Annotated in this window: 23 protein-coding genes; 9 read left to right on the top strand and 14 right to left on the bottom strand. The window is 69.2% G+C overall.

The features are described from left to right. Nucleotides 1-41: 41 nt before the first annotated feature. The 3 genes from Q333_RS0103660 to Q333_RS0103650 are packed head-to-tail and all read right to left on the bottom strand — an operon-like array spanning nt 42 to nt 1509. The gene (locus Q333_RS0103660; RefSeq protein ID WP_245591471.1) at nt 42-512 is read right to left on the bottom strand and encodes a DMT family transporter; all 471 of its coding nucleotides are present in this window, start codon (nt 510-512) and stop codon (nt 42-44) included. Next, nucleotides 509-1111: a glutathione S-transferase N-terminal domain-containing protein gene (locus Q333_RS0103655; protein WP_029415393.1), complete on the bottom strand. Its 603-nt coding sequence runs from the start codon at nt 1109-1111 to the stop codon at nt 509-511. The genes Q333_RS0103660 and Q333_RS0103655 overlap by 4 nt, the downstream gene beginning before the upstream one ends. Next, nucleotides 1111-1509: an MAPEG family protein gene (locus tag Q333_RS0103650; RefSeq protein WP_029415392.1), complete on the bottom strand. Its 399-nt coding sequence runs from the start codon at nt 1507-1509 to the stop codon at nt 1111-1113. The genes Q333_RS0103655 and Q333_RS0103650 overlap by 1 nt, the downstream gene beginning before the upstream one ends. A gap of 86 nt (nt 1510-1595) precedes the next feature. Between Q333_RS0103650 and Q333_RS0103645 the strand changes: the two genes are divergently transcribed. Next, entirely contained in the window at nt 1596-2162 is a 567-nt protein-coding gene (locus Q333_RS0103645; protein WP_162175571.1) for a TetR/AcrR family transcriptional regulator, read from the top strand. Between the two features lie 290 nt (nt 2163-2452). After that, nucleotides 2453-3067: an SOUL family heme-binding protein gene (locus tag Q333_RS0103640; protein ID WP_245591470.1), complete on the top strand. Its 615-nt coding sequence runs from the start codon at nt 2453-2455 to the stop codon at nt 3065-3067. Nucleotides 3068-3098: 31 nt separating this feature from the next. Here the strand turns inward: Q333_RS0103640 and mutL are convergent, their stop codons facing one another. After that, on the bottom strand, nt 3099-4958 hold the full coding sequence (gene mutL, locus Q333_RS0103635; protein ID WP_029415389.1) for a DNA mismatch repair endonuclease MutL: 1860 nt from the start codon (nt 4956-4958) through the stop codon (nt 3099-3101). A 211-nt stretch (nt 4959-5169) separates the two neighbouring features. On the opposite strand from mutL, the gene Q333_RS0103630 reads away from it, so the two are divergent. Together Q333_RS0103630 and Q333_RS0103625 are read left to right on the top strand one after the other, a co-directional pair. Beyond that, nucleotides 5170-5745, top strand: coding sequence for a DUF4287 domain-containing protein (locus Q333_RS0103630; protein ID WP_029415388.1), 576 nt, complete (start codon nt 5170-5172; stop codon nt 5743-5745). A 251-nt stretch (nt 5746-5996) separates the two neighbouring features. Then, on the top strand, nt 5997-7118 hold the full coding sequence (locus tag Q333_RS0103625; RefSeq protein WP_029415387.1) for a Ppx/GppA phosphatase family protein: 1122 nt from the start codon (nt 5997-5999) through the stop codon (nt 7116-7118). Here Q333_RS0103625 and Q333_RS0103620 read toward each other — a convergent pair. From Q333_RS0103620 to Q333_RS0103590, 7 genes are all read right to left on the bottom strand, one after another. Continuing rightward, a complete protein-coding gene (locus Q333_RS0103620; RefSeq protein WP_035293675.1) occupies nt 7085-7972 on the bottom strand; it encodes a peptidylprolyl isomerase in 888 nt (295 codons plus the stop codon). The genes Q333_RS0103625 and Q333_RS0103620 overlap by 34 nt on opposite strands. Before the next feature lie 2 nt (nt 7973-7974). After that, nucleotides 7975-8835, bottom strand: coding sequence for a peptidylprolyl isomerase (locus Q333_RS0103615; RefSeq protein WP_029415385.1), 861 nt, complete (start codon nt 8833-8835; stop codon nt 7975-7977). Nucleotides 8836-8849: 14 nt separating this feature from the next. After that, complete coding sequence (coaD, locus tag Q333_RS0103610) at nt 8850-9332, bottom strand: pantetheine-phosphate adenylyltransferase (protein ID WP_029415384.1); 483 nt, start codon at nt 9330-9332, stop codon at nt 8850-8852. A gap of 82 nt (nt 9333-9414) precedes the next feature. Next, nucleotides 9415-12657 (bottom strand): efflux RND transporter permease subunit, encoded by a 3243-nt coding sequence (locus Q333_RS0103605; protein WP_035293754.1) that lies wholly within the window; start codon nt 12655-12657, stop codon nt 9415-9417. Further along, nucleotides 12657-13820: an efflux RND transporter periplasmic adaptor subunit gene (locus Q333_RS0103600; protein ID WP_029415382.1), complete on the bottom strand. Its 1164-nt coding sequence runs from the start codon at nt 13818-13820 to the stop codon at nt 12657-12659. The genes Q333_RS0103605 and Q333_RS0103600 overlap by 1 nt, the downstream gene beginning before the upstream one ends. A gap of 117 nt (nt 13821-13937) precedes the next feature. Further along, complete coding sequence (locus Q333_RS0103595) at nt 13938-14720, bottom strand: hypothetical protein (RefSeq protein ID WP_029415381.1); 783 nt, start codon at nt 14718-14720, stop codon at nt 13938-13940. Further along, nucleotides 14720-15484 (bottom strand): class II aldolase/adducin family protein, encoded by a 765-nt coding sequence (locus tag Q333_RS0103590; protein WP_029415380.1) that lies wholly within the window; start codon nt 15482-15484, stop codon nt 14720-14722. Before Q333_RS0103590 ends, Q333_RS0103595 begins: the two co-directional genes overlap by 1 nt. A gap of 168 nt (nt 15485-15652) precedes the next feature. On the opposite strand from Q333_RS0103590, the gene Q333_RS0103585 reads away from it, so the two are divergent. From Q333_RS0103585 to Q333_RS0103575, 3 genes are all read left to right on the top strand, one after another. Next, nucleotides 15653-16789, top strand: coding sequence for a DUF2336 domain-containing protein (locus tag Q333_RS0103585; RefSeq protein WP_051651095.1), 1137 nt, complete (start codon nt 15653-15655; stop codon nt 16787-16789). Nucleotides 16790-16843: 54 nt separating this feature from the next. Further along, nucleotides 16844-17617 carry an NAD kinase gene (locus Q333_RS0103580; protein WP_029415378.1) on the top strand — a complete coding sequence of 258 codons (774 nt, stop codon included), beginning with the start codon at nt 16844-16846 and terminating at the stop codon, nt 17615-17617. 65 nt (nt 17618-17682) lie between these two features. Next, complete coding sequence (locus Q333_RS0103575; RefSeq protein ID WP_029415377.1) at nt 17683-18162, top strand: hypothetical protein; 480 nt, start codon at nt 17683-17685, stop codon at nt 18160-18162. A 170-nt stretch (nt 18163-18332) separates the two neighbouring features. Here the strand turns inward: Q333_RS0103575 and Q333_RS0103570 are convergent, their stop codons facing one another. Beyond that, nucleotides 18333-19478, bottom strand: coding sequence for a DUF2336 domain-containing protein (locus Q333_RS0103570; RefSeq protein WP_029415376.1), 1146 nt, complete (start codon nt 19476-19478; stop codon nt 18333-18335). A gap of 61 nt (nt 19479-19539) precedes the next feature. Beyond that, nucleotides 19540-20358: a transglycosylase SLT domain-containing protein gene (locus Q333_RS0103565; RefSeq protein ID WP_029415375.1), complete on the bottom strand. Its 819-nt coding sequence runs from the start codon at nt 20356-20358 to the stop codon at nt 19540-19542. Nucleotides 20359-20588: 230 nt separating this feature from the next. Here Q333_RS0103565 and Q333_RS0103560 point away from each other — a divergent pair, with 230 nt between their 5' ends. After that, the gene (locus tag Q333_RS0103560; protein WP_029415374.1) at nt 20589-21329 is read left to right on the top strand and encodes a TonB family protein; all 741 of its coding nucleotides are present in this window, start codon (nt 20589-20591) and stop codon (nt 21327-21329) included. Here Q333_RS0103560 and Q333_RS0103555 read toward each other — a convergent pair. Further along, nucleotides 21310-22428: an NAD(P)/FAD-dependent oxidoreductase gene (locus tag Q333_RS0103555; protein ID WP_084175714.1), complete on the bottom strand. Its 1119-nt coding sequence runs from the start codon at nt 22426-22428 to the stop codon at nt 21310-21312. The two genes, Q333_RS0103560 and Q333_RS0103555, sit on opposite strands and share 20 nt — an antisense overlap. A gap of 63 nt (nt 22429-22491) precedes the next feature. Between Q333_RS0103555 and radA the strand changes: the two genes are divergently transcribed. Then, entirely contained in the window at nt 22492-23856 is a 1365-nt protein-coding gene (gene radA / locus Q333_RS0103550; RefSeq protein ID WP_029415372.1) for a DNA repair protein RadA, read from the top strand. The last annotated feature ends 12 nt before the right edge of the window (nt 23857-23868 follow it).

The following is a 23868-nucleotide window of genomic DNA, read 5'->3' as shown; positions in this document are numbered from 1 at the left end:
ATCACGCGTGACCTCAGTCGATGCGATCTCAGACGCCGTGTTCACCTAGGCGGAGGGTCGGATTGGGTCAGGATCAAGCCGATCACGACGGCGATGAAACCGGTGACTCGGGTAGGGTCTATGGGCTTCCTCGGGACGCCCCACCATCCGAAGTGGTCAATCACGGCGGACATCATCAGTTGGGCGACCATAACGAACAGGATGACGTTGGCGACACCGTACCGGGACACGAGAACCGTCACCGAATGTATGTAGAAGGCCACGATCAGACCGCCTGCGAACCAAAGAGCCGGAAGAGCCTGAAGGCGGTTGACGGCCACGGCTTGCCCGGATGTCACGAGCACGGCGAGGCTCGCGACCAGCCCAACGGCAAAAAGCAGGACAACAGCTAGAGCCGGGCTGCCGGTCGCCTTGGCAACGGCACCGTTCAGCGTGGCCATAAGGGGAATGCCGGCACCCGCCGCGAACGCCCAAGCCATTCCGGTCAGCGAAATCGCAGAAAGGTCTTTCATGCGGCCAGCGGTTCAGTGGCGCGCATAGACCTCCAGCGCCGAACTCCCGTTTGCCAGGTGTCGAGTGGCTCGTTTCCGGCGCGCCAGTCGACATCTGGAAGTCGAAAGTCGAGGTAGGCCAAGGCCACCGCGCTACCAATCTGGCCGAGGTCCTTGGGAGACGCGGAGCCGCGTGACGCGTCGAGGGCCTGAGTTCCACGAAGGATGCCGGAGGTCCAGCGCGACAACCATTCCGCAGACTGCTGGGCTTCCGGACGACGTCGCTCCATCACCACTGAGAAGGCAGCGTCACAGATCCCTATGGCGAGCGACAAGGCCGTCAGAACCTCGTCGCGTCGATGGCCCGTCTCGGGCAGCAATCCCCGAGACGGGTTATGCCGCGCAAGATGATCGCAGATCGTGCGGCTGTCATAGAGAGCCGCGCCGTCTGCCAGCAAAAGAGTCGGGACCTTGCCCAGCGGGTTCAGATCGGGAAAGCCGTCGGGCGGGCTCATGGGATTGATGTTCGTAACGGTCACCCGGTCCGCCATGTCCAACTCGATCAGGGCGACGCGGACGATCCGCGCGAAGGGCGAAGTCGGCGAAGACAGGAGCTCCATTAGACCAAGCCGAACAGGTGGGCGGCGAGGACCATCTGGGCGATGAAGCCAACGAAGAAGGCGATAGTGCGCAGGAGGGGAATGCCGAGAGCGTAGATCACGGCATGAGCCAGACGGGCGTAGAAAAAGGCGGCCGACCACGCCGCAGTCGCCACGGTGTCGGTCTCCGTCAGAGTGACGGCGACAGCGAGTGGTGCAAACACGACGAGGTTTTCGATGGCGTTGCGATGAGCATTGGCTAGCCGGTAGGCCCAGGCCGCATGCGGGCGGACGTCGGGCTCGGGGTTTCGCAAGGCCTTCCAGACGCCCATCTCGTTCAGTCGGTTGAGGATGAGCGGAATCCACAGCAGACCCGTGAAGATTGCCGTCAGCGCGGCGAAGTGCAGTTCGGCCTTCATACGATGTGCCCCCGTCTTTTCGGTCGCCAGTCGACCCAGGTTCTGCTAGATACATACTAGTCGGTATGGAGTCAAAGAGCTGCGAGATGAAACGAGAACTGAGAGATGCGGCCAAGTCGCTCCTTTGGGAGGGTGGCTATGCGGCGATGAGCCCCCGGCGAGTGCTCGACGCGAGCGGAGCCGGACAGGGCAGTTTGTATCATCACTACCGGGGCAAGCGTCATCTCGCTGAAGACGCGCTCAAGGAGATCGAGGACGAGATGACGGCCATTGCCCACAAGACCTTCGACCCGACGGTTCCGCCACTCGACCGGATACGTGCCTATCTGCTCGACGATCGGGATGGACGGCGGGGATGTCGGCTCGGCCGGCTGGTGAGTGAAACGGAGGTCATCGACGAGCCGAGTCTTCGGGCGCCAATCGCTCGGTACTTCGGCACTGTTCGGAAGCTCCTTATCGACGCCTTGGCCGAGGCTGAGGCGACGGGCACGCTGAAGCCTGGGTATGACACGGTCTCGGTCGCCGACGCCATTGTGGCGTCAATCCAGGGCGGCTTTCTCCTCAGCCGGGCCGAAGGCGATGGCAACCGGGTCCGGTCTGCCGGTCAGGGAATGGTTAGCATGCTGGAGGCGCTGCGAATTCACCCTCTTTGATACAGTATCAAAGCCGACTGAATGCCGCCCTTCTAGCGCTTGCTGGAAGATCGGTGCCGCCGCACTGCCGACCAAGCAGCCCCTCACTGCCGCCCAAGCAACTTCTCCAAATCCGCCAGCTTGAGCTCGACGTAGTTCGGGCGAGCGTGTCGCCCCATCACCTCACGCCCCGCCTGAACCCGTCCCTCCGAACCGCGTTACCGCTACGCACTGTCGCGGCCTCGCGATTCCGCTGGCCTGAGACGTCCGACGCGACGACAAGCGCGCCTGCCGGTCCGATGGAGTCGCCCATGTCTCGCCTGATCCTCTGTATTGTGCTGATCCTCGGCACTCTGGGAACACCCGCCATGGCCACAGAAGAACCTGCCTTCACCCTGGTGCTCCGCGACGGTCCGTTCGAGGTGCGCGACTATGGCCCCACCGTGGTGGCGGAGGTGACCGTGGCCGGCAGCCAGAACCGGGCCTCCAGCCAGGGGTTCCAGATCCTGGCCGGCTATATCTTCGGCGGAAACACGCGGCGCCAGTCGATCGCCATGACCGCGCCGGTCGCCCAGAACCGCACCAGCGAGACCATCGCCATGACGGCCCCCGTCACCCAGACGGCGTCGGGCGACCGCTGGGCCGTGCGGTTCATCATGCCGTCGGAATACACGATGGCGACCCTGCCTGTGCCCAACGACCGCCGCGTCACCCTGCGCGAGGAGCCGGCGCACCGGATGGCGGTGGTGCGGTTTTCCGGCATCGCCGACGCGCGTCAGGTCGAACGGCGGGAGCAGGAGCTGGACCAGCAGCTGGCGGCGCGCGGCATGCGGCGCACCGGCCCGATCACGCTGGCTCAATACGATCCGCCGTGGACGCTGTGGTTCCTGCGTCGCAATGAGGTGATGGCCCCGGTCGCGGGCTGATCGCCTCCCCAACCCCAGCCTGCCGACCCGGCTAGCGACGTCCGAACAGCTTTTCCAGATCCTGCAGCTTGAGCTCGACGTAGGTCGGGCGGCCGTGGTTGCACTGGCCGCTGTGCGGGGTGGCTTCCATCTGGCGCAGGAGGGCGTTCATCTCGGGCGCGCTGAGCACCCGGCCGGCGCGGACGCTGCCGTGGCAGGCCATGGTGCCGCAGACCTCGCCCAGGCGTTCGGACAGGGCCAGCGCCGCGCCGTGCTCGGCCAGGTCGTCGGCGATGTCGCGGATCAGGCCCTGGACGTCGGCATCCCCCAGCAGCGCAGGGGTTTCCCGCACCAGCACCGCCCCGCCGCCGAAGGGTTCGACGATCAGGCCCAGCTGGGCCAGTTCCTCAGCGCGGGCGATGACACGGTCGGCCTCGGCGGGGTCGAGCTCGACGACCTCAGGCGTCAGGAGGGCCTGGCGGGTGACGGCGCCCTCGGCCATCTGGGCTTTCATCCGTTCGTAGACCAGGCGTTCGTGGGCGGCGTGCTGGTCGACCACGACGATCCCGTCGCGGGTCTGGGCGACGATGTAGGTGCCGTGGACCTGGGCGCGGGCGGCGCCGAGGGGGTGGTCGATGTCCGCCGCCGCTGGCGCGGCGTCGGGGGAGTAGGGCTTAGGGCTGAGGGCGTAGGGGTCGCCGGGCTCGACGCGGGCGCTGCGTTCGTTCAGGCCGGGGAGGTCCTGGGCCAAGCCGGCCGGACGGTCCCAGCCGGTCCAGCCGCTGTAGCCGCCGGAGAACCCCTGCGACGTCTGGGACGAGGGGCTGAAGGCGGCGACGCCGGTATGGGGGCGGAACCCCGACAGGGCGTCCGCGGCGACGGTGGTCGAGGCGCGGTGGCCGGCGGCGGCGAGCGCGTGACGCAGCGCCCCCACGATCAGGCCGCGCACCAGGGCGGGGTCGCGGAAGCGGACCTCGGCCTTGGCCGGATGCACGTTCACGTCGACGAACAGGGGGTCGATGTCGAGGAACAGGGCCGCCGCCGGATGCCGGTCGCGCGCCAGGAAGTCGGCATAGGCGCCCCGCAGCGCGCCCTGCAGCAGGCGATCGCGCACCGGGCGGCCGTTGACGAACAGATACTGGTGCGCGCCATTGCCCCGGGAATAGGTCGGCAAGCCCGCATAGCCGGACAGGCGGATGCCCTCGCGCGACTGGTCGATCAGGAGCGCATTGGCCTCGAAGTCGCGGCCCAGCAGGGCGGCGAGCCGCTTCAGCCGGCCTTCGTCGCCGGGGTGTTCGGCGGGCAGGCGCAGCACGGTGCGGCCGTCGAGGTCCAGGGTGAAGGCGACGGCCTCGTGCGCCATGGCCTGGCGCTTGATCTCTTCCGAGATGGCCATGGCCTCGGCGCGTTCCGACTTCATGAACTTCAGCCGGGCGGGGGTGGCGTAGAACAGGTCGCGGACCTCGACCCGCGCGCCGTGCGGGCCGGGGAAGGCGGCGGGGGCGACGGGGCGCTGGTCGCCGCCCTCCACCGTGATCTGGTGGGCGTCGAGGCCGGGGGCGCGGCTCGTGATCGTCAGGCGGGCGACCGAGCCGATGGAGGGCAGGGCCTCGCCGCGAAAGCCCAGGGTGTGGATGCGCAGAAGATCGACGTCGCCGGCGTCGTCGGGCTCCAGCTTCGATGTCGCGTGGCGCTGGACCGCCAGGGCCAGCTGGTCCGGGGCCATGCCGTGGCCGTCGTCGGCAATCAGGATGCGAGCCAAGCCCCCGCCGTCGGCCTGGATCTCGATGCGGGTGCTGCCGGCGTCCAGCGCGTTCTCGACCAGCTCCTTGATGGCGCTGGCCGGGCGCTCGACCACCTCGCCGGCGGCGATGCGGTTGACGGTCTCGGGCGGGAGGCGGCGGATGGGCATGGGATTCGGTAAGGTAGTGCGTCCGGCAGTCGGGGCGAAGGGCGCGCCGCAGGCAAGACAGGTTTCTTCACGGCGGGCACGGCGGAAGGAAAGCCACGGAGAGCACGGCGGGACCCCGTGCTTGGCCACGACGATGCGCTCGCCGTGTTCGCCGTGATACGCAATGATCGCTGTGATGAACCTCTTCGAGGTTCGCCCGGATGGACAGACCATGACCACGATCCAGATGACCGAGCGGCAGAAGAAATGGTTCGCCACGGTGCAGGCGAACCTGGAGGCGCAGACGGGGCGGTCGCTGGAGGCCTGGGTCGAGGTTCTGAAGGCCTGTCCGGAGACGGGCAAGAAGGCGCAGGCCGCCTGGCTGAAGGCGAACCACGGCCTGGGCATCAACCACGCCTCCTACGTCATCTCCGCCGCCGATCCGGGCGGGCTGGGGTGGGACGATCCCGACGGCCTGCGCGTGGCGCTTTGGAAGGACGCGGGGTCGCTGACGATCCTGGAGGCGGTGGAGCGGATCGCGGCGGAGGTGGACGGCGTCGTCCCGACCCAGAGGAAGGGCTACTCTGCCTGGAGCCGCAGCGTCCAGTTTGCCGCCATGCGCCCACTGAAGAGCGGCCGCGCCCTGCTGGGCCTGAAGCTGGAGCCGGAGGCCTCGACACGGCTGTCGGCTGGGGTGAGGAAGGAAAGCTGGTCTGAGCGGCTGACGGCCGTGGTCGAACTGGACGCCGCGGCTTCGGTGGATGGGGAGATCGCGCGCGCGTTCGCATCGGCGGCGGAGCGGGGGTGAGGCGCACCGTGAGAGTCGATCTCCTCCTGGCGGTAGGCATCAGACCTTGTCTTTGACGTCTGGCCCTCCTGCCCACACCGATACGCCCGATGTTCGGGCTGCTGGACCCAATCTCGATCAGACGCCTGGGAGGTGGAAATGGATGCCCGGCTCATCTTCCTGACAGGTGGGCTTGGCGTCCGGCGTACGGCAGGGCTAGGGTGGTCGCGACAGGCGCCCGTCTCGGTTGCGCCTATTTGAAAGTTCGGCCCATGCCGGAACCCGACGGCGCGCCGCGAGGGCGCGACGGACGGTCCCGGGTCCAGCGGGCGCATGGCGGGGGCGCGTCGGGACGCGACGGCCCGGCCTATGGCGCGCTTGATCTGGGGACCAACAACTGCCGCCTGCTGATCGCGCGTCCGGCGCGCGACGGCTTCCGCGTGGTCGACAGCTTCAGCCGCATCGTGCGCCTGGGCGAAGGCCTGTCGCGCACCGGCCGGCTGGACCCCGGCGCGATGGATCGCGCCTACGACGCCCTGGGGCTTTGCGCCGAGCGGGTGATGCGCCGCGGCGTCGAGTCCGCCCGCCTCAGCGCCGTCGCCACCCAGGCCTGTCGCCAGGCCGAGAACGGGGCCGAGTTCATCGAGCGGGTCCGCAAGGGCACCGGTTTGCGGCTGCGCATCATCGATCCCGTCGAGGAGGCTCGCCTGTCGGTCGAGGGCTGCCTGAACCTGATCGACCCCAGGGCAGAGGCGGTGCTGGTCATCGACGTGGGCGGCGGCTCCACCGAATTGTCGTGGCTGCGGCGCTCCGGCGGCGAGATGAAGACCGTGGGCTGGATGTCGGCGCCGCTGGGCGTCGTCACCCTGGCAGAACGCCACCCGGAGCCGGACGGCGCGGGCGACGCCTGGTTCGAGGCCATGGTCGGCGACATGGGCGCGGCGCTGGACGCGGGCGGGTTCGAGGACGCCGAGTTCCGGCGCCTGTTCACCGAGGGTAAGGGCCATCTGGTCGGGACGTCCGGAGCGATCACCTCGCTCGCTGGCGTTCACCTGAATCTGCGCCGCTATCAGCGCGATCTGGTCGACGGCCTGTGGATGACCCGCGCCGATTGCGAGGCGGCGGCGGCGAAACTGAAGGCGCTAGGGCCGCAGGGGCGGGCGGACGAGGCCTGCATCGGCCCGGACCGCGCCGATCTGGTGCTGGCAGGCGCGGCGATCCTGGAAGCCGTTCAGCGCGCCTGGCCCAGCGAGCGTGTCCGGGTCGCCGACCGGGGCCTGCGCGAGGGCCTGCTGCTGGAGCAGATGCGGGCCGCGAAGAAGGCCACCCGCCGTCGTCGGGGCCGTGGCAGGGGCCGGTCTCAGGCTGCGGGCGCGGGCGGTCCGGAGACCTGAACCGGCAGGTCGATGTCGCAGATCGAGAAGTCGGCCCCCCGGGTTGTGCGCGCCGCGTCGGCCAGCGCCCGGAACGCGCTTGAGCCAGCATCCAGCACCTGAACCACCGGCCGCTCCTCGACCGGCAGATCCGAGGCGACCCTCACCCGCGTCATGATGTCGGGTTCCGACGGGACCATGCCGTTGCTGGCCGGATCACCCGTCTTGATGGCGCGCACGACATCCAGCCCCGAAACGACGCGCCCCCAGATGGTGTAGCGCTTGTCCAGCGCCGGATAGGGCTGGCGCATCAGGAAGAACTGGCTGTTGGCGCTGTTGGGCGCATCGTCGCGCGCCATGCCCGCCACGCCCGGGCAATAGGTTCCCCAGCCGTGCACCTTGCCGTCGGCGGTCGTGGCCATCATCGCCGTCGGTTGGGTCTGTATGGGCAGGCTGTTCATGAAACCCAGCATCGACCCGGCCGGTTCGGCGACGGGCGTGAATGGCATCTCCGGCCCCCGGCGGAAGGTGAACTCGGCGGTCAGGTCGGGATAGGGGCTCTGGCCCTCGCCGTTGCCCAGCGGATCGCCGGTCTGGGCCATGAACAGGTCGATGACGCGGTGAAACACGATGCCGTCGAAGAAGGCCCGCCGCGCCAGGACCCGCATCCGCTCGACATGCAGCGGCGCGGCCTCGGGCGCCATCTCGACCAGGATGCGGCCCCGATTGGTGTCGATGACCAGCAGGTTCTCCGGCGACACCGTGCGCCAGTCCGTCGAAGCGGGCGCCGGGATGGGCGCGGGCGGGGTCTCCTGGGCCAGGGCCGGCCCGGTCAGGGCGGCGGCGCAAAGGGCGGCGGCGATCGCTCGCTTCATCCTCATCCTCCGGTGATCTCCACGACCGGCTGCAGGTCGCAGACGCTGAACTGGCGGCCGCGCGCGGCGCGGGTCTCGGCGGCGCGGGCCTGGAAGGCGGCGGAGCGGGCGTCCAGAACGCGGGCGACCGGACGCTCGGCCTCCGGCAGGGCTGCGGCGGTACGAACGCGCGTCATGGTGTCAGGATCGACCGTAACGCGCCCGTCCTCGGCGTCCGACCCGGCCTTGAGCGCCCGCACGACATCGAGGCCCTGAAGGATGCGTCCGAACGCCGTGTACTGGCCGTTCAGCACGGCGTTGTCGCCCATCATGAGGAAGAACTGGCTGTTGGCGCTGTTCGGATCGCCCGACCGCGCCATGCCCAGCACGCCGGTGCAGAACAGGCCCGAGGCGTCGACCCTGAAGTCTGCCGTCACCATCATCTGCGCGTCCGGCTGGGTCTGGACCGGCAGGCTGCCGACCAGGCCGACCAATCCTGTGGGAGCCCCACCCTCGACGGGCGCGAAGCCCGCATCGCGTCCCCGGCGGAAGGTGAACTCGGCGGCGACATCGGCCAGCTCCGATCCGCCCGCGCCTGTTCCCAGCGGATCGCCAGTCTGGGCCATGAAGCCGGTCATGACGCGGTGAAACTTCAGCCCGTCATAGAACCCCTGATCGGCCAGGGTGCGGATACGCTCGGCGTGGCGCGGCGCGGCGCGCGGTTCCACCTCGACCAGAATACGCCCCTTGGAGGTGTCGATCACCAGCAGATTCTCCGGCGCGACGGTGCGCCAGTCCGTGGCGGCGGGCGGCGGGGTGGACTGTCCGGCGGCCGTCAGGGGCAGAAGGGTCAGGGCGGCGGCAAGGGCAAGAGCGATCTTCAAGGCGGTGTCCGAACTCAGGATTTGACGCGCGTCCGCACGGCGGCGGCCACGGCGGGGCTGACGAAGCTGTCGATCGATCCGTCCAGCCGGGCGATTTCCTTCACAAGACGCGAGGCGATGGCCTGGTGGCGCGGATCGGCCATGAGGAAGACCGTTTCGATGTCGTCATTGAGGCGCTGGTTCATCGCCGTCATCTGGAACTCGTATTCGAAGTCCGCGACGGCGCGCAGGCCCCGCACGATGACGTTGGCGTTCAGGCTCTCGGCGAAATGCATCAGCAGCGTCGAGAACGGCCTGACCTCGATGTCGGCGTTCAGGCGGGCGACCTCCGCGCGCACCATCTCCACCCGCTCGGCGGTCGAGAACAGCGGACCCTTTTCGTCGTTCTGGGCCACGCCGATCACCAGCCGGTCGACCAGCTTCACCGCCCGGCCGATGATGTCCATGTGGCCGTTTGTGACCGGATCGAAAGTACCCGGATAGAGCCCGATGCGCATGGGCGATTCCTCCCCGCCTGACCGCTGGATAGCAGGGGTTACGCCGGGCGTCTTCCTCTCGTCACACGGCCGATGAGGCCGCCTACTCGGCCGCGATCGGCACGGCGTCGTTGGCGGTCTGCTCCTGGGCTTCCCACTCCTCGATCTTGCGCGCCGTGTACTCCGGCGAGCGCGTGAAGCGGGCCAGCGCCCCATAGATCACCGGCACGACGAACAGGGTCAGCAGGGTCGCGAACATGGCGCCGGTGAAGATCACCACGCCGATGGTCTGGCGGCTGCCGGCGCCCGCGCCCTGCCACAGCATCAGCGGAAGCGCGCCGAAGGCCGTGGCGATCGAGGTCATGATGATCGGGCGCAGGCGGAGCGCAGAGCTCTCGACGATCGCCTCCTTGATCGAGCGGCCCTGGTCGCGCAGCTGGTTGGCGAACTCCACGATCAGGATGCCGTTCTTGGCCGCCACCCCGATCAGGATGATGAGGCCGATCTGGGAGTAGATGTTGAGGCTCGAGCCCGCCATCAGCAGGCCGAACAGGCCGCCCGCCGCCGCGAGCGGCACCGTCAGCATGATGACCGCCGGGGTGATCCAGCTCTCGAACTGGGCCGCCAGCACGAGGAACACCAGCAAGAGCGCCAGCCCGAAGGCCGCCAGCACCGCGCCGCCCGCCTCCTGCTGATCCCGCGCCGCGCCGCCGTACTGGATGTTGACGATGCCTTGCGGCTGCAGGGCGACCTGTTCCTCCATGAAGGCGACCGCGTCGGCGATCGTCGTGCCGGGGTTCAGGTCGGCCGACAGGGTGATCGCCCGCTGGCGGTCAAGACGTCGCCGGTCCGGCGTCGCGCCCGAGGTCTCGGTCGAAACGACCGACGACAGCGGCACCAGAGTCCCACCGCCGGTGCCGACGTAGAGGGTATTCAGGTCCGACAGCGAGGACCGGTCGTCCCGCTCGGTTTGCAGGATGACGTCATACTCCTGACCGCCGCGCAGATAGGTGGTCGCGCGACGCGAACCGAGCATGGTCTCCAGCGTCCGGCCGATCTCCTGCGAGGAGACACCGAGCGCCGCCGCCCTCTGCGGATCCACCTGCACCAGCAGGCGCGGGGCGTTGGGCTCATAGTTCAGGCGCGGTCGGCTGAAGCCCTCATTCTCCTGCGATGCCGCCAGGATGGGCTGAAGCCACTGGAAGATCTCGTCGTAGTCCGAGCCCGTGGCGATCAGTTCGATGGAGTTGCCGCCACCGCCCCCACCGCCCCCGCCGCGCTGGAAGGCGCCGGGGGTCGAGGCGTTGACCTGGGCGTCGGTCTGACCGCGCAGCTTGCCGTTCAACTCCTGGGCGATCTCGTCGGCGGTGCGATCGCGCTCGGACCAGTCCTTGAGGATCAGGGAGGCGTTGCCGGAGTTGAAGCTGCCGCCGCCAAAACCCGGCGCGGAGATCAGGAAGCTCTCGACTTCGCCGCTCTCGCGGTACTCGGCCAGGATGGGCTCCAGCCCCAGCATGATGTCGCGGGTGTACTGGAAGCCGGCGCCTTCCGGCCCCTGCACTCGCACGCCAACGCGACCGCGATCCTCGGGCGGCACCAGCTCGCTGGGCAGGTTCAGGAACATGAAGGCCGCCCCGCCGCCGACCAGCAGAACCAGCGCTGAGACGCCAACCACGGCGATGCGCCGCCCGACCAGCATATCGAGCGAGTTGGCGTAGGAGTTCTTCAGCTTGTCCATGGCGAAGTCGACGCGGCGCGCGACCCATCCGCCGCCCGAGGCCGGGCGCAGGATCTTGGACGCCAGCATGGGCGACAGGCTGAGTGCCAGGAAGGCCGAGAACGCGATGGCGGCGGCGATGGCGGCCGCCAGCTCGACGAACAGACGGCCGACGTATCCCGGCAGGAACATCAGCGGCGCGAACACGGCCAGCAGCACGATGGTGGTGGCGACGACCGCGAAGAACACCTGGCGCGTCCCGCGCTCGGCCGCGACCAGCGGCGGCTCGCCGTGGTCCAGACGACGCTGGATGTTCTCGGTCACGACGATGGCGTCGTCGACCACCAGGCCGATGGCCAGAACCAGCGCCAGGAGCGTCAGGAGGTTCAACGAGAAGCCTAGCGGCGCAAGGACGATGAAAGTCGCCAAAAGGCAGATCGGGGCCACGATCGACGGGATCAGGGCGGCGCGGAGGGTGCCCAGGAAGATGAAGTTCACCAGCGCCACCAGCACCATGGAGATGCCGATGGTGATCCAGACCTCTTCGATGGCGTGTTTGGTGAAGACCGAGTTGTCCGAGCCGACGACCAGCTCGGTCTGGGGCGGCAAACTGGACTGGATTTCCTCGACAAGGGCCTCGACACCCTTGGAGATCTCGAGGTCGTTGGCCTGGGCCTGGCGGGTGACGGCAAGGCCGATCTGATCCAGGCCGTTGCCCCGGAACAGACGGCGATCTTCAGCGGGAGCCTCCTCGACGCGGGCGATGTCGCCGAGCCGGGTGACATAGACCGGACGGCCCTGCAGCGCGCCCTGAGCGCCGGACCCCGTCGGCTGGGCCCCGGTCGAGACGGCACCGGAGGCCCCGGCGGATTGCTGGGAAGCGTTGCCCGTGGCGCTGATCGGCAGCTGGGCGAAGTCCTCGGCCCGGGCATAGGTCCGATCGACCCGGATCGTGTAATCCTTGTCCGTCGATTCCAGCGATCCGGCGGGCAGTTCCACGTTCTGGCGTGTCAGGGCGGCCTCGACCTGCGTCACCGTCAGGCCGCGCGCGGCCATGGCGTCCGGGTCTAGCCAAATGCGCATGGCGTAGCGCTGCTCGCCGTAGATCTGCACCTGAGCGACACCCGGCACGGTCGCCAGTCGATCCAGCAGATAGCGATCGGCATAGTCGGTCAGCTCCAGCCGGTTCATCGACGACGACCGCAGGAACAGGATCATGATCGGCTGAGCATCGGAATCCGCCTTGGCGACCTCCGGCGGATCGGCCTGGTCCGGCAAACGGCCCTGCACCCGGCTGACGCGATCGCGCACGTCCGAGGCGGCCACGTCGATGTCGCGATCCAGTGCGAACTCGATGGTCACGTTGGATCGACCATCGCGGCTGGTCGAGCTGATGCGCTCTATGCCCTGGATGCCGGCGACCTGCTGCTCGATCGGCTCGGTGATCTGGTTCTCGATGACCTCGGCCGAGGCCCCGCCATAGCTGGTCGAAACCGAGACCACGGGCGGATCGACGTCCGGAAGCTCCCGCACCGGCAGGAAGAAGAAGGCCGCCGCGCCGATCACGCACAGCACGATGGCCGCCACGGCCGCGAAGACCGGGCGGCGAACGGAAACGTCGGAGAGCATCATCGCGTAGCCACCTGTGGCGAGGCGCGACTGTCCTGCGCGGCCGCCTTTTCAGGCGCTCCGCCGCGAGCGCCCCCCGCGCCCGCCACGCTGACCGGCGCGTTGGGCTGGATGCGGTTCAGGCCCGAGCCGACGACGCGGTCGTTGGCCGCAAGGCCGGACAGGATTTCGACGAAGCCGCCCTCGACGGCCCCCGGCTCGACTTCGACGCGCTGAGCGGTCGAGCCGCGCTCGCCGGGCGCGATGCGATAGACGAAGGCGTTCTCGCCCTCGTACTGCACGGCCGACTCGGGCACTGACGGGCTCTGGCGCTGTCCCTGCTGGATGCCGACGCGCATCAGCATGCCGGGCCGGATGCGGCCGCCAGGGTTGGCGAACTCGGCGCGGGCGGTCACGGCGCGCGTGGTCTCGTTGATACGGGTATCGACCAGGGCGATGCGACCTGAGAAGGTCTCATTGCCATAGGCATCGGCAGTGGCCGTGATCGGCAGGCCCTGCCTCAGTACGCCGAGGTAACGCTCGGGGACCGGGAAATCGACGCGGATCACGCTGATGTCGTCCAGTGTCGTGATGACGGCTCCGGGGCTGATCAACGTGCCCGACGTCACGGTCGACAGTCCCAGCACGCCCGCGAAAGGCGCGCGGATGACGCGATCGCCCTGACGCGCCTGGGCCGCGGCGAGCGTGGCTCTGGCCGTCTCGACGGCGGTCAGGGCGTCCTCGGCCGAGACCCGCGGAGCCACGCCGCGTTCGGCGAGCGTAGCAAAGCGCTCATACTCCCGCTCGGCCTGGGCCAGGTTGGCGCGCGCCTGGATGATGGAGGCCTCTTCCTCGCCGGCCTGAAGGCGAACCAGAGGCGCGCCCGCGCCGACGCGCTGGCCGTCCTGGAACAGCACCGCCGTGATGAGCTCCGACGTCGCAGAGGTGATGTTGACCGACCGCTGACCGCGCGCCACACCCAGTACGTCGATCTGGTCGCTGAAGGGCCGCAGCGTAACGACGGCCTCCGAGACTTGCTGCCCGCGTCCTGCGCCCGGTCCGCCGGGGCCGCCCTGGCCGCGCCCACCCTCGTCCTCGGCGAAGGCCACGCGCATCACCGCCGCCACAATCATCAGACCCAGCACCACGGCCGCGGCGATCAGAAAAAAGTGACGTTTGATCACAGGCGTAATTCTCGAGATACGGGAGGCGGTTGGCCATAACGCTTCCGTCGCGTCAGGCAATCTAAACAGTTTGTAACGTCCGCCGTTCCGGTTTCCGTCGCGTCGTCCGGTCGCAGGTCAGAACCGGCGCCAGACGGCCACCACGGGACCTTCCGCCAGGGGCGTCTCCCGTCCTGCGACCGTTCGCCGCCAGCCTGCCTGGAAGCTCCAGCGACCCAGATGCCGGACGACCGACGTCTCGGCCGACAGCCATTGTGCCCCATCATCGTCCGTCACGCCACCGAACGCCTGAGCCATGACCATCCAGTGGTCGCCGAAATGGGCCCCCACAGTCAGGTCGGCGCGAACCTCGTCAGGGAGACCATCGCGCATGCGCCGCGCGACCTGGACCTCAGCGAAGGTCCGGTTCGGCCCCCAGCGCCCCGCCACGACCGCCGGCGCGCCGAACCCTCGACCCGCCGAGACGCGCACCTCCCAGTCCTCCTCGCCGACACCCGGCGCGGCATAGCCCGCGTTGCGCCCTTCGCCCGCCTGGGCGTAACCGCCGTAGATGCTGACCGCGCCACGATGGTCCCGCCACGCCTGCCAGGTCAGGCCGAGTTCAACCGGCCCCCGCCCGGAATAGTCGACAAAGGCGTCCTCGCCCGACTGCCAGTCGCCCTTGAGCTGAAGCGTCAGGCGATCCGTGAGGCCATACTCCGCGAAGACACCGACGGCGCGATCCTCCCGGCGCGCGGGCAAGTGGGCGAGCGCGCCGTTGGGGTCGAACCCCTCGGTGGCTCGCATGACTTCGGCCTTGGCGATGACCTGCGCCTTGCCTTTCGGCTGGGTCCAGGCCCCGGCCTGCACGACTGTCGCCGTCCCCGCGAGCGCGAGGCCCGCGAGGATGGCGATGCGCATCAGACGTCGTAGCCCGGCGACTTGCGGTCCAGCAGCCTTAGCGCGCCGGGCCAGGCCAGCGGGGCTACGAAGCCGAGCCCCCGGCCCTGTTCTTTCGTCTCCGCCTGGGCCGCGTCCGGGGCGAACAACACGTGCTCGCGTCCACCCGACAGCGCCGCCACCTGCTGGGCGCAGGCGCGCTCCAGGAAGAACATCCCGACCCAGGCGGCCGCCGCCGTCTGTCCAACCGCCAAGGTGCCGTGGTTTCGAAGCAGCATCAGAGGCTTGTCCCCAAGGTCCGCCACCAGGCGCTCGCGCTCGTCATGGTTCAGCGCCAGCCCCTCATAGCCATGATAGGCGACGTGGTGCTGCAACAGGCAGGCGTTCTGCCCGATCGGCAGCAGCCCCTCCTTCTGCGCCGCCACGCCCACGCCGGCCACCGTGTGCAGATGGATGACGAAGTGCGCGTCCTCGCGCGCGGCGTGGATGGCGGAATGAATGGTGAAGCCGGCCGGGTTGATGAAGCTCTGGGTCTCCTGGACGATGTTTCCGTCCAGATCGACCTTTACCAGAGAAGAGGCCGTGATCTCCTCGAAGTAGAAGCCGTACGGGTTGATCAGGAAGTGGTGCTCGGGCCCCGGAACTCGTGCCGAGATGTGGGTGAAGATCATATCGTCCCACCCGTGCAGCGCGACGAGGCGATACAGCGCCGCCAGATCGACCCGCGCCTGCCATTCCTCGGCCGAAACGCGCGATTTCAGCGAGGGGGTCGAGCCGTCGGCCATGATCGTCTCCTTGAGCGTGGCGATGAACGGCCGGACCGTCGCGCCAACCTTGGATCGGGTCAAGAACAGCCTAGGATTCAGGCTGACGATTCAGCCTTGGTTAACCGAGTTTTCACGTCCGGCGGCCAAGCTGAACGGTGTTCGGAGTTCCTCCGACCGGAGCCGCCCGTGACCGCTGTCGTCCAGATGCAGACCTACCGCCACGACGAGGATACCGCGTCCAGCGCCTCTCGCCTTCTCGGCCTCGCGCGGTCCAAGACGACGGAGGATCGCCGCCGCCTGCTGCTCGGTATAACCGCCCTGTGCGACGCGACCCCTCCCGGGGCCGAGGCCTCGCCCCTGCTCGGCGACATCTTCATGATCCTGGCACGGCAGGCCGAGCGGGACATCCGCAAGGCCCTGTCCGAGGCCCTGGCCCCCGCCGAATGGGCGCCGCCTGCCCTGGTCGCCATGCTGGCGCTGGATGAGATCGAAATCGCCCGCCCCGTCATCGCCAGAAGCCCCCTGCTGAAAGATCAGGATCTGCTCCGCGTCCTCGTCGAGGCCACCATCGAGCATCAGATCGAGGTCGCACGCCGTCCGCACCTCTCCAGCCAGGTCGCCGACGCCATCATCGACCGGGGCGAGCCCGCCAGCCTGACGGCGCTCGCTGGGAATCGGACCGCCGAAGTCTCTGACAGCGCGCTCGAACGCCTGATCGACCACTCCCGCCGGATCGCGGCGCTCCGCGCGCCCCTGACCCGCCATCCGCGCCTCAATGACCAGCTCGCCACCCAGCTCTATCAGTACGTCGGCCAAGCGCTGCGCGAGGCCATCGGCGAACGCTTCCGCGTCGACGAATCAAAACTCTCCATCGCCGTCGACGCCGCGACGACAAAGGTTCAACCGCAGAAGGCCGAGCCCAAGGGCATCGAGGAGGCCGCCAGCGTTGTCGAACGCGACGAGATGGAGCGCCGCCTCGTCGCCAAACTGCAGGCGGGGGGTCAGCTGCGCGCAGGCTTTCTGATCCGCGCCGTGCGCGAAAGACGCCTGAGCCTGTTCGAACACGGCATCGCCGCCCTGTCCGGCTTCACCCTGGCCCAGGTGCGCGCCGCCATCATGCGCCCTTCGGCCGACGCGCTGTATCTACTGTGCGCCTCTGTCGGCATCGACCGCGCCGTCTTCCCGGCCGTGCTCGACGAGATCCGCAAGCTGTCGGATGGCTGGCCGGGCGAAGGCGACGTCGGCGTCCAGGGCCGCACCAGCCTGCCGCCGTCGGCCGCCGCCCGCGAGTTCCGAGCGCTGATGGGCCACATCGGCGAGTGATCCCGGCGATATGCGTCGTTTGACTTCGCCGTTCCCCTCGGTTCACCTCGACCGGTGAACAGTCCCCCTCCCCGCATCGCCGTCTGCGCCAGCGAACGACCCGAGGCCCAGGCCGCGCGCGAGCGACTGATCGGTCTTTACGGCTCGGTCCCGGAGGCCGAGGCCGACGTCATAGTGGCCCTGGGCGGCGACGGCTTCATGCTGGAGACGCTGCACGCCAACCTCAGCCGCCGCACGCCAGTGTACGGCATGAACCGGGGCTCGGTCGGCTTCCTGATGAACGACTATGAGGAAGACGGCCTGCTCGAGCGGATCGTCGCCGCTGGTCGCGCCGTCATCCACCCGCTCCAGATGGACGCCTGGACCGAGGCCGGTCAGGCGCAATCCGGCCTGGCTATCAACGAAGTCTCCCTGCTGCGCCAGACCCGCCAGTCTGCCAAGCTGAAGATCAGCGTCGACGGCAAGGTGCGGCTGGAAGAGCTGACCTGCGACGGCTGCCTGGTGGCCACGCCAGCGGGTTCGACCGCCTATAACCTGTCGGCCCACGGGCCCATCATTCCGCTGGACGCCCGCATGCTGGCGCTGACGCCCATCAGCGCCTTTCGGCCCCGCCGCTGGCGCGGCGCGCTTCTATCTCACCGGGCCAAGGTCGAGTTCGCAGTCCTGGAAGCCGACAAACGCCCCGTCAGCGCCGTGGCCGACAGCCTGGAGATCCGCCGCGTCGTCCGCGTTGCGGTGAAGGAACGCCGCGACATCGCGCTGACCATGCTGTTCGACGCGGGGCGATCGTTCGAGGAGCGTGTTTTGACTGAGCAGTTCACAGCCTGATGCAAGTCACGGTTTCTTAGGGCGTTCCATGCACTCTGCGGCGGATTAGTTCCCAGGAGCGTCCCGTGAGCAATCCGGCCCAGGTCATCCGTCCCCCGAACGTTCTCCGCGCCAAGGTCGGCGCCGGGTTTGGCGGAATCAACGCAGACGCCATCGCCAAGGCCGAAGAGGCGCTCAAGGCCATGTCGGCCCAGTTCGGCCAGTGGTTGCAGGACGAGATCACCAAGCTGGACGCCGCCCAGGCCGCCGTCCGCAGCGAGGGTTACACCCCCCAGACCGCCGAGGGCGTCTACTTCCGCGCCCACGATCTCAAGGGGCTGGGCACCACCTATCAGTATCCGCTCGTGACCCGACTGGCCGGTTCCCTGTGCAAGCTGCTGGACGATCCCGCCAAGCGCATGGCCGCTCCCATCATGTTGATCGACGCCCACATCGACGCCATCCGCGCCGTGGTCCGCGACCAGATCCAGACCGACGACCACCCGACCGGTCGCGTTCTGGCTGAAACCCTCGAAGCCAAGGTCGCTGCGCATCGAGCGGGCTAAAGCCCGGTAAGACCCACCCCTCCCGTCATCCCCGGGCTTGACCCGAGGATCGGATCATCCGCAGCGGACATGCGGCGGGTGTGGCTCCAGTGCAGACGCATCAACCAATAAAGGAACGGTCCTACGTCCGATCCTTGGGTCAAGCCTAAGGATGACGACCTAACAGGTGATCAGGCCGCGTGCGCTGCCTCGATCCGGACCGGCCCCTGCGGCGCCTGATCCAGCCGCTCCATCAGATAGGCCACATCGTCGCGCGGCGCGTTCGGGCGCTGCGTCAGGAACCGCTCCAGCATCCGCTCGCGAAAGGTTTCGCCCGACACGTCTCCGCCCTCGGCCATCAGCTGACGCCAGGTGTCGACACCGGCACGGAACGCCTGGAACAGGCGCGGCGGCAGACCCGCCCGGTCATAGATTGCCTTCAGTCCCAGCGGCCCTGCATCATGCACCATAAGCCACGCCCGGCTGTGCGGCGTGGACGCCAGCTCGGCCACGCCGTGCTCGAACAGGGCCATCTTGCCCCGCGCCAGAGCCCGCAGCAGCAGGGACGCTGTCAGCGCCTTCCTGGCGTTCAACTGCGCCACGAAGGTAGCCAGATCGGCTCCGGCCGGAGCCTGGTCGATCAGGTCGACAGTCGCCCGCTCCCGCGCATAGGTCGCCAGGCGGATGGCCGTCTCGGGCGCCACCGCATGGCGGCTGACCAGATGCTCGCGCACCGCCTCGGACGCCAGCGCCACAAGTCGTTCGGTGATCTCCAGCGGCAGGACCTGCCGATAGGCCAGCGCCGCCACCACTTCCGGCGCGCTGCCGAATCGGTCAATCGCCCGGCCCATGGCCCGCTCGGACAGGTCGGCGTTGTCGTTGGCCGCCAGCGTACGAACCGCGGCCTCGCCGGCCTCCGCCGCGATCACATCGGCCACGTCGCGCGGCACGCTCGGCCTGGCCGCGACCGCGATTTGACGCGCAGCCGATCCGGCCCGGACGATCTCGATCAGGTCGTCGTCCGAGAACACCGGCGACGATCCGATGATCGGCAGGGCGATGGAGTCGACATCGGCTGCCAGCTTCCTCGCCACGTCGGGCGGCAGCAGGTCCGAACTCTTCAGCGTCACCGCCAGCGCCCGGCGGACGAGCTCGGCGGCGTCATCGGCTAGGATGCGCAGGATCTTCTGCGCCGCCTGCCGGTCTTCATCCGTCAGGTCGATCGAGTCCATGCTGCGGCACAGCTTGTGCGCGGCGGCCGCCCGGTCATCATCGTCGGACGCCTTGATCAGGCGGCGGATGTCGAACTCGGTCAGTCGGGCGCGGGCGGCGGTCATGGCGGAGGCGAGTGTCCCTTGAGTCGCGTAGAATGGTGAGCGGCCAGGCTTAACGCCCGGTTTACCACCCCGCGTCGGTCGCCGATTTCTCCGGCCCGAAGGCCCCGCCGAAGCCGACGCCCGAGCCGGACTTGAACTGGCCTTCTCCATCCTGACCGAGCAGCAGGGCGAGCAGGCTCTGGTCCTGCTTCAGCCGGTCCATCCGCGCCGCCAGAGCCATCGCCTGCTCGTCCAGTGGCGGCGCCGACGGCGTTGTCGGGCCGATCACAGGCGCGGGCCCGCCCGCCGTGCTCTGCAAGTTGGCGTGAACTTCCGCCACCGTCGCGGGGCGACCATCGCGGTAGAAGATCGACCGGTTGGCGGCCGCCGCCTGCGGGAACATGGCGACCGCGCTGGCGCCGGGCCGCGTCGCCATCGCCTCCATGATCTGCGCCGCCCCGGCCGGTCCCAGGAAATGGGCCGCATACAGGTCGCCCGCCCCAGGCTCCCGCCCGGTACGCCCCCGCAGATAGGCGGCGTTCTGGGCCGTCAGCTCGCCCGCCATCAGGGACGCCGCCTGCGGATCGAACCTCAGATCCAGCACAACGTTGCGCGCCGAGCCCTCGACCCGCCAGCGCCCGTCGGCGCCCCTGTGGATCAGGTCGGCGTACTGGCCATAGCCGTGCTTGGCCCCGTGCTGCTTCAGCGTGGCCAGCCAGGTCTGCTCGATGAACTGGAACAGGCCCGACGCCGAGGATGTCGGCGCCCGGGCATTGGGGTTGAAGGCGCTTTCCCTGCGCGCCGTCTTCATCAGGAAGTCGAAATCGACGCCGGTCGACTGGGACGCGCGACGAATCGCGGCCTCCACCCCTCCCGACGCTGGAATCGCCCTGATGCTCATGCGCGAAAGGCTGAAAGAACGTGGTTAAGCGGCCGTTAACGTCGGTTAACGGCCCAGCTCGACGCCGGCGCTCAAGCAGCGAGCGACCGCGTCGCGAGCGGTAGCGCAATAAACACTCCCGTCAGGAAGCATCAGAAACCGTCATTACTCCCTGCCCCAATCCCGACATCGGCCGCGCGCGCCATCGTCGCGGGCGCTGTGGAGCGCCGCTGCAACAGGGAGTGACGACCATGATGATCCAGGCCGCGGGCGGACCCCGCATCACCCATCCGATGGACTATGGCGAGCGCCGCCGCTCCCTGCCCCGCTCGACCGTCGCGGTCGTGGGTGCGGTCGTTCTGGCCCACGCCGGACTGGCCACCGCGCTCTACTATCAGCGGTTCGAGCTGAAACAGATCGAGGCCGCCCCGGATCGCGTCATCGACGGGATCACCCTGCTCCCGCCGCCCCCGCCCCGTCCGCCCGAGCCGACTGTGACGCCGCCCGCGCCCAACCCGCGCCTGAACGTCACGCCTCTACCCACGACGCCGACGGAAACCCTCCCGGCCGTCATCAACGAGACCGCGACCACGACCACCGGCCCGACGATCAACCTCGAAACCATCGTCCCGTCCGACACCGCGACCGGAACGGCCGCCGAGCCCGTCGTCGAGACCCCGCGCGGCCCGCCGGTCATCACCTCGCCCCGCTGGATCAGCCGCCCCAACGGCGACCAGCTGGCCCGCGCCTATCCCGACCGGGCGCTGGATCGCGAGATCGAGGGCGTGGCCAGCCTGACCTGCACAGTCAACGCCAACGGCACGGTGTCGGCCTGCGCCGTGGCGTCCGAGAGCCCCGCCGGAAACGGCTTCGGCCGCGCCGCCCAGGGCCTCAGCCGCTACTTCCGCATGAGCCCCCAGACCGTGGACGGCCAGCCGGTCGACGGCGCCCGCGTCACAATCGGCATCCGCTTCACGCTTCCCGAGGACTGAACCGCAGCCGCGGTTCAGGGGCCGGAAGACTGAACCGCAGAGGATCGAGGGCGGCCGCGCGCGGCCTGCACGGCCGCCCTTCGATCCCGTCGGCCACCACCCCCGCCACCAGCGGCCCCATCAGCCAGCCGTTCCGCCGCGGCGCCAACGCCAGATGCAGCCCCTCGCCCACACCCCCGGCCAATGGCAGCCCGTCGGGCGTCGCCCCTCGCACCGCAGCCCGCCACGCGACGGGCGCATCGATGCGCTCGCCGATCAACGCTTCCGCCTCCGTGATTAGTCGCGCCGAGGCCGTCGCATTCACGACCGCCTCCGGCTGATCTTCGACCATCGTCGCCCCGATCAGCGCACCGCCCTTGGACGGAACCACATAGCCGCCCGGCCCGCGTAGCACCCGGTCGGTCAAGGGACGCTCGACCCACCCGATCTGGCCCGCGATCGCGCGAACGGTGCCAAAGGCCCGAACGGCCGCGTCCGGGAGCCCGGCCGGGGACGGGCCAGAACCCGTGGCCAGAACCACGGCCGCCGCCCGCACCCATCCGCCAGGCGTGGCCACAGCCCAGCCCTCGTCGGTCCGCTCCAGCGCAGACGCCCGTCCGGGGATCAGCGTCACGCCAACTCGGTTGACCAGTCGCGCAAGCGCGTCGCCCGGCTCTATCCGGACATCGTCCGGTACAGTGACGACCCCGCCACGCCGCTCCATGCGAAAGCCCAGCGCGACAAGCCGCTCGGCGACCCCATCTGGATCCGGTCCGCGCCATTCCGCCGGATTCGTATCGATCGCGATCCCATGCGCCTCGCCGAAGCCCGGCCAGAGCGCCGACGCCGCTCGCAGCAGCGCCGCCCGTTCCGCATCTGCTCGGTCCAGCAGGCTCTCGAACGCCGGCGCGATCATCCCAGCAGCCACCAACGACGCATTGGCCGCACCGGGATCGACCACGGCCACGCGATGCCCCCGCGCCGCCAGTTCAGCCGCGACCGACAGGCCCAGCACGCCCGCGCCGATGATGACGATGTCGCTGGAGAGGTCGGCCACGGCCGCTGCATCGTCCCGCCCGCACCCGATTGCAAGCGGCCCGGCCGCGAGGGGGTGCGTCATTTCCGGACGCACCCTCCGTCCACCCCCCTGCCCCAGCCGTTCCGACTCCTGTATCCCCGCCGCATGGCTCGAGACGGCGCGATCTATGTCTGTCAGTCCTGCGGAGCGGTCCACGGCAAGTGGTCCGGCCAATGCGGGGCCTGCGGCCAGTGGAACACCATCGTCGAGGAGAGCCGCTCGGCCCCGCCCGGCGCGCTCAAACCCGCCGCCACGGCCCGCAGCCGGGGTCTGGCGTTCGAGTCCCTTCAATCCGAGACGCCCGAACCGCCGCGCATCATCACCGGCGTGGCCGAGTTCGACCGCGTCTGCGGCGGCGGCGTGGTGCCGGGCTCCGCCATCCTGCTGTCGGGCGACCCCGGGGTGGGCAAGTCCACACTGCTGCTCGACGTCGCCGGTCGCGCGGCGCTGGCGGGCAAACGGGTCGCCTATATCTCCGGCGAAGAGGCGATCGAACAGATCCGCAGCCGGGCCAAGCGCATGGGCCTGTCTTCCGCGCCCGTGGAACTGGCCAGCGCCACGGCGCTGCGCGAAATCCTCGGCACGCTGAAGCGCGAAAAGTTCGACATCGTCATCGTCGATTCCATCCAGACCCTGTGGTCCGAGGCCCATGAGGCGGGGCCCGGCTCGGTCACCCAGGTCCGCGCCTGCGCCGGCGAACTGGTCCGCCTGGCCAAGGCGGGCGGGCCCGCCCTGGTCCTAGTCGGCCATGTCACCAAGGACGGCCAGGTCGCCGGTCCTCGCGTCGTCGAGCACATGGTCGACGCGGTGCTCAGCTTCGAGGGCGAGCGCGGCTATCCGTTCCGCATTCTGCGCGCCGGCAAGAACCGCTTCGGCGCCACCGACGAGATCGGCGTCTTCGAGATGGGCGACGCCGGCCTGTCCGAGGTCTCCAACCCCTCGGCCCTGTTCCTAGGCGAATCCAAGGAACGCGCCCCGGGCTCCGCCGTCTTCGCCGGCATCGAGGGCAGCCGCCCCGTGCTGGTCGAGGTCCAGGCCCTGGTCGCCCCCTCCGCCTACGGCACGCCGCGCCGCGCCGTCATCGGCTGGGACACGGGGCGCCTGGCCATGGTGCTGGCGGTGCTGGAGGCGCGCTGCGGCGTCGGCTTCGGCAATCAGGACGTTTATCTGAACGTCGCCGGCGGCCTGCGCATCAACGAACCCGCTGCCGACCTCGCCGCCGCCGCCGCCCTCATCTCCTCCGTAACCGACACCCCCCTGCCCCAGGGCTGCATCGTCTTCGGCGAGATCAGCCTGTCCGGAGAGGTCCGCGCCGTCGGCCGCGCCGAGGCCCGCCTGCGCGAGGCCCAGAAGCTCGGCTTCGACCAGGCCCTGTCCCCGCCTCTCACCGTCAAGGGCGGTGGCGTTTCGGTCACGCCTGTCAGCCGCCTGACCGAGGCCGTCGAACGAATCTCGCAGAACAGCTATTAGGACGGCATGGCC

Origin of the sequence: Brevundimonas bacteroides DSM 4726 (assembly GCF_000701445.1) — a bacterium.
In the GTDB taxonomy this organism is placed as follows: Bacteria; Pseudomonadota; Alphaproteobacteria; order Caulobacterales; family Caulobacteraceae; genus Brevundimonas; species Brevundimonas bacteroides.
Note: the sequence above shows the minus strand (reverse complement) of the source record. Positions and strands in the feature narration are given on the sequence as shown.

Excerpts from the sequence above, each read along its gene's own strand:
- Q333_RS0103660 (WP_245591471.1), bottom strand. The coding sequence starts at position 512 with ATGAAAGACCTTTCTGCGATTTCGCTGACCGGAATGGCTTGGGCGTTC.
- Q333_RS0103655 (WP_029415393.1), bottom strand. The coding sequence starts at position 1,111 with ATGGAGCTCCTGTCTTCGCCGACTTCGCCCTTCGCGCGGATCGTCCGC.
- Q333_RS0103650 (WP_029415392.1), bottom strand. The coding sequence starts at position 1,509 with ATGAAGGCCGAACTGCACTTCGCCGCGCTGACGGCAATCTTCACGGGT.
- Q333_RS0103645 (WP_162175571.1), top strand. The coding sequence starts at position 1,596 with ATGAAACGAGAACTGAGAGATGCGGCCAAGTCGCTCCTTTGGGAGGGT.
- Q333_RS0103640 (WP_245591470.1), top strand. The coding sequence starts at position 2,453 with ATGTCTCGCCTGATCCTCTGTATTGTGCTGATCCTCGGCACTCTGGGA.
- mutL (WP_029415389.1), bottom strand. The coding sequence starts at position 4,958 with ATGCCCATCCGCCGCCTCCCGCCCGAGACCGTCAACCGCATCGCCGCC.
- Q333_RS0103630 (WP_029415388.1), top strand. The coding sequence starts at position 5,170 with ATGACCACGATCCAGATGACCGAGCGGCAGAAGAAATGGTTCGCCACG.
- Q333_RS0103625 (WP_029415387.1), top strand. The coding sequence starts at position 5,997 with ATGCCGGAACCCGACGGCGCGCCGCGAGGGCGCGACGGACGGTCCCGG.
- Q333_RS0103620 (WP_035293675.1), bottom strand. The coding sequence starts at position 7,972 with ATGAAGCGAGCGATCGCCGCCGCCCTTTGCGCCGCCGCCCTGACCGGG.
- coaD (WP_029415384.1), bottom strand. The coding sequence starts at position 9,332 with ATGCGCATCGGGCTCTATCCGGGTACTTTCGATCCGGTCACAAACGGC.
- Q333_RS0103605 (WP_035293754.1), bottom strand. The coding sequence starts at position 12,657 with ATGCTCTCCGACGTTTCCGTTCGCCGCCCGGTCTTCGCGGCCGTGGCG.
- Q333_RS0103595 (WP_029415381.1), bottom strand. The coding sequence starts at position 14,720 with ATGCGCATCGCCATCCTCGCGGGCCTCGCGCTCGCGGGGACGGCGACA.
- Q333_RS0103590 (WP_029415380.1), bottom strand. The coding sequence starts at position 15,484 with ATGGCCGACGGCTCGACCCCCTCGCTGAAATCGCGCGTTTCGGCCGAG.
- Q333_RS0103570 (WP_029415376.1), bottom strand. The coding sequence starts at position 19,478 with ATGACCGCCGCCCGCGCCCGACTGACCGAGTTCGACATCCGCCGCCTG.
- Q333_RS0103565 (WP_029415375.1), bottom strand. The coding sequence starts at position 20,358 with ATGAGCATCAGGGCGATTCCAGCGTCGGGAGGGGTGGAGGCCGCGATT.
- Q333_RS0103560 (WP_029415374.1), top strand. The coding sequence starts at position 20,589 with ATGATGATCCAGGCCGCGGGCGGACCCCGCATCACCCATCCGATGGAC.
- Q333_RS0103555 (WP_084175714.1), bottom strand. The coding sequence starts at position 22,428 with ATGACGCACCCCCTCGCGGCCGGGCCGCTTGCAATCGGGTGCGGGCGG.
- radA (WP_029415372.1), top strand. The coding sequence starts at position 22,492 with ATGGCTCGAGACGGCGCGATCTATGTCTGTCAGTCCTGCGGAGCGGTC.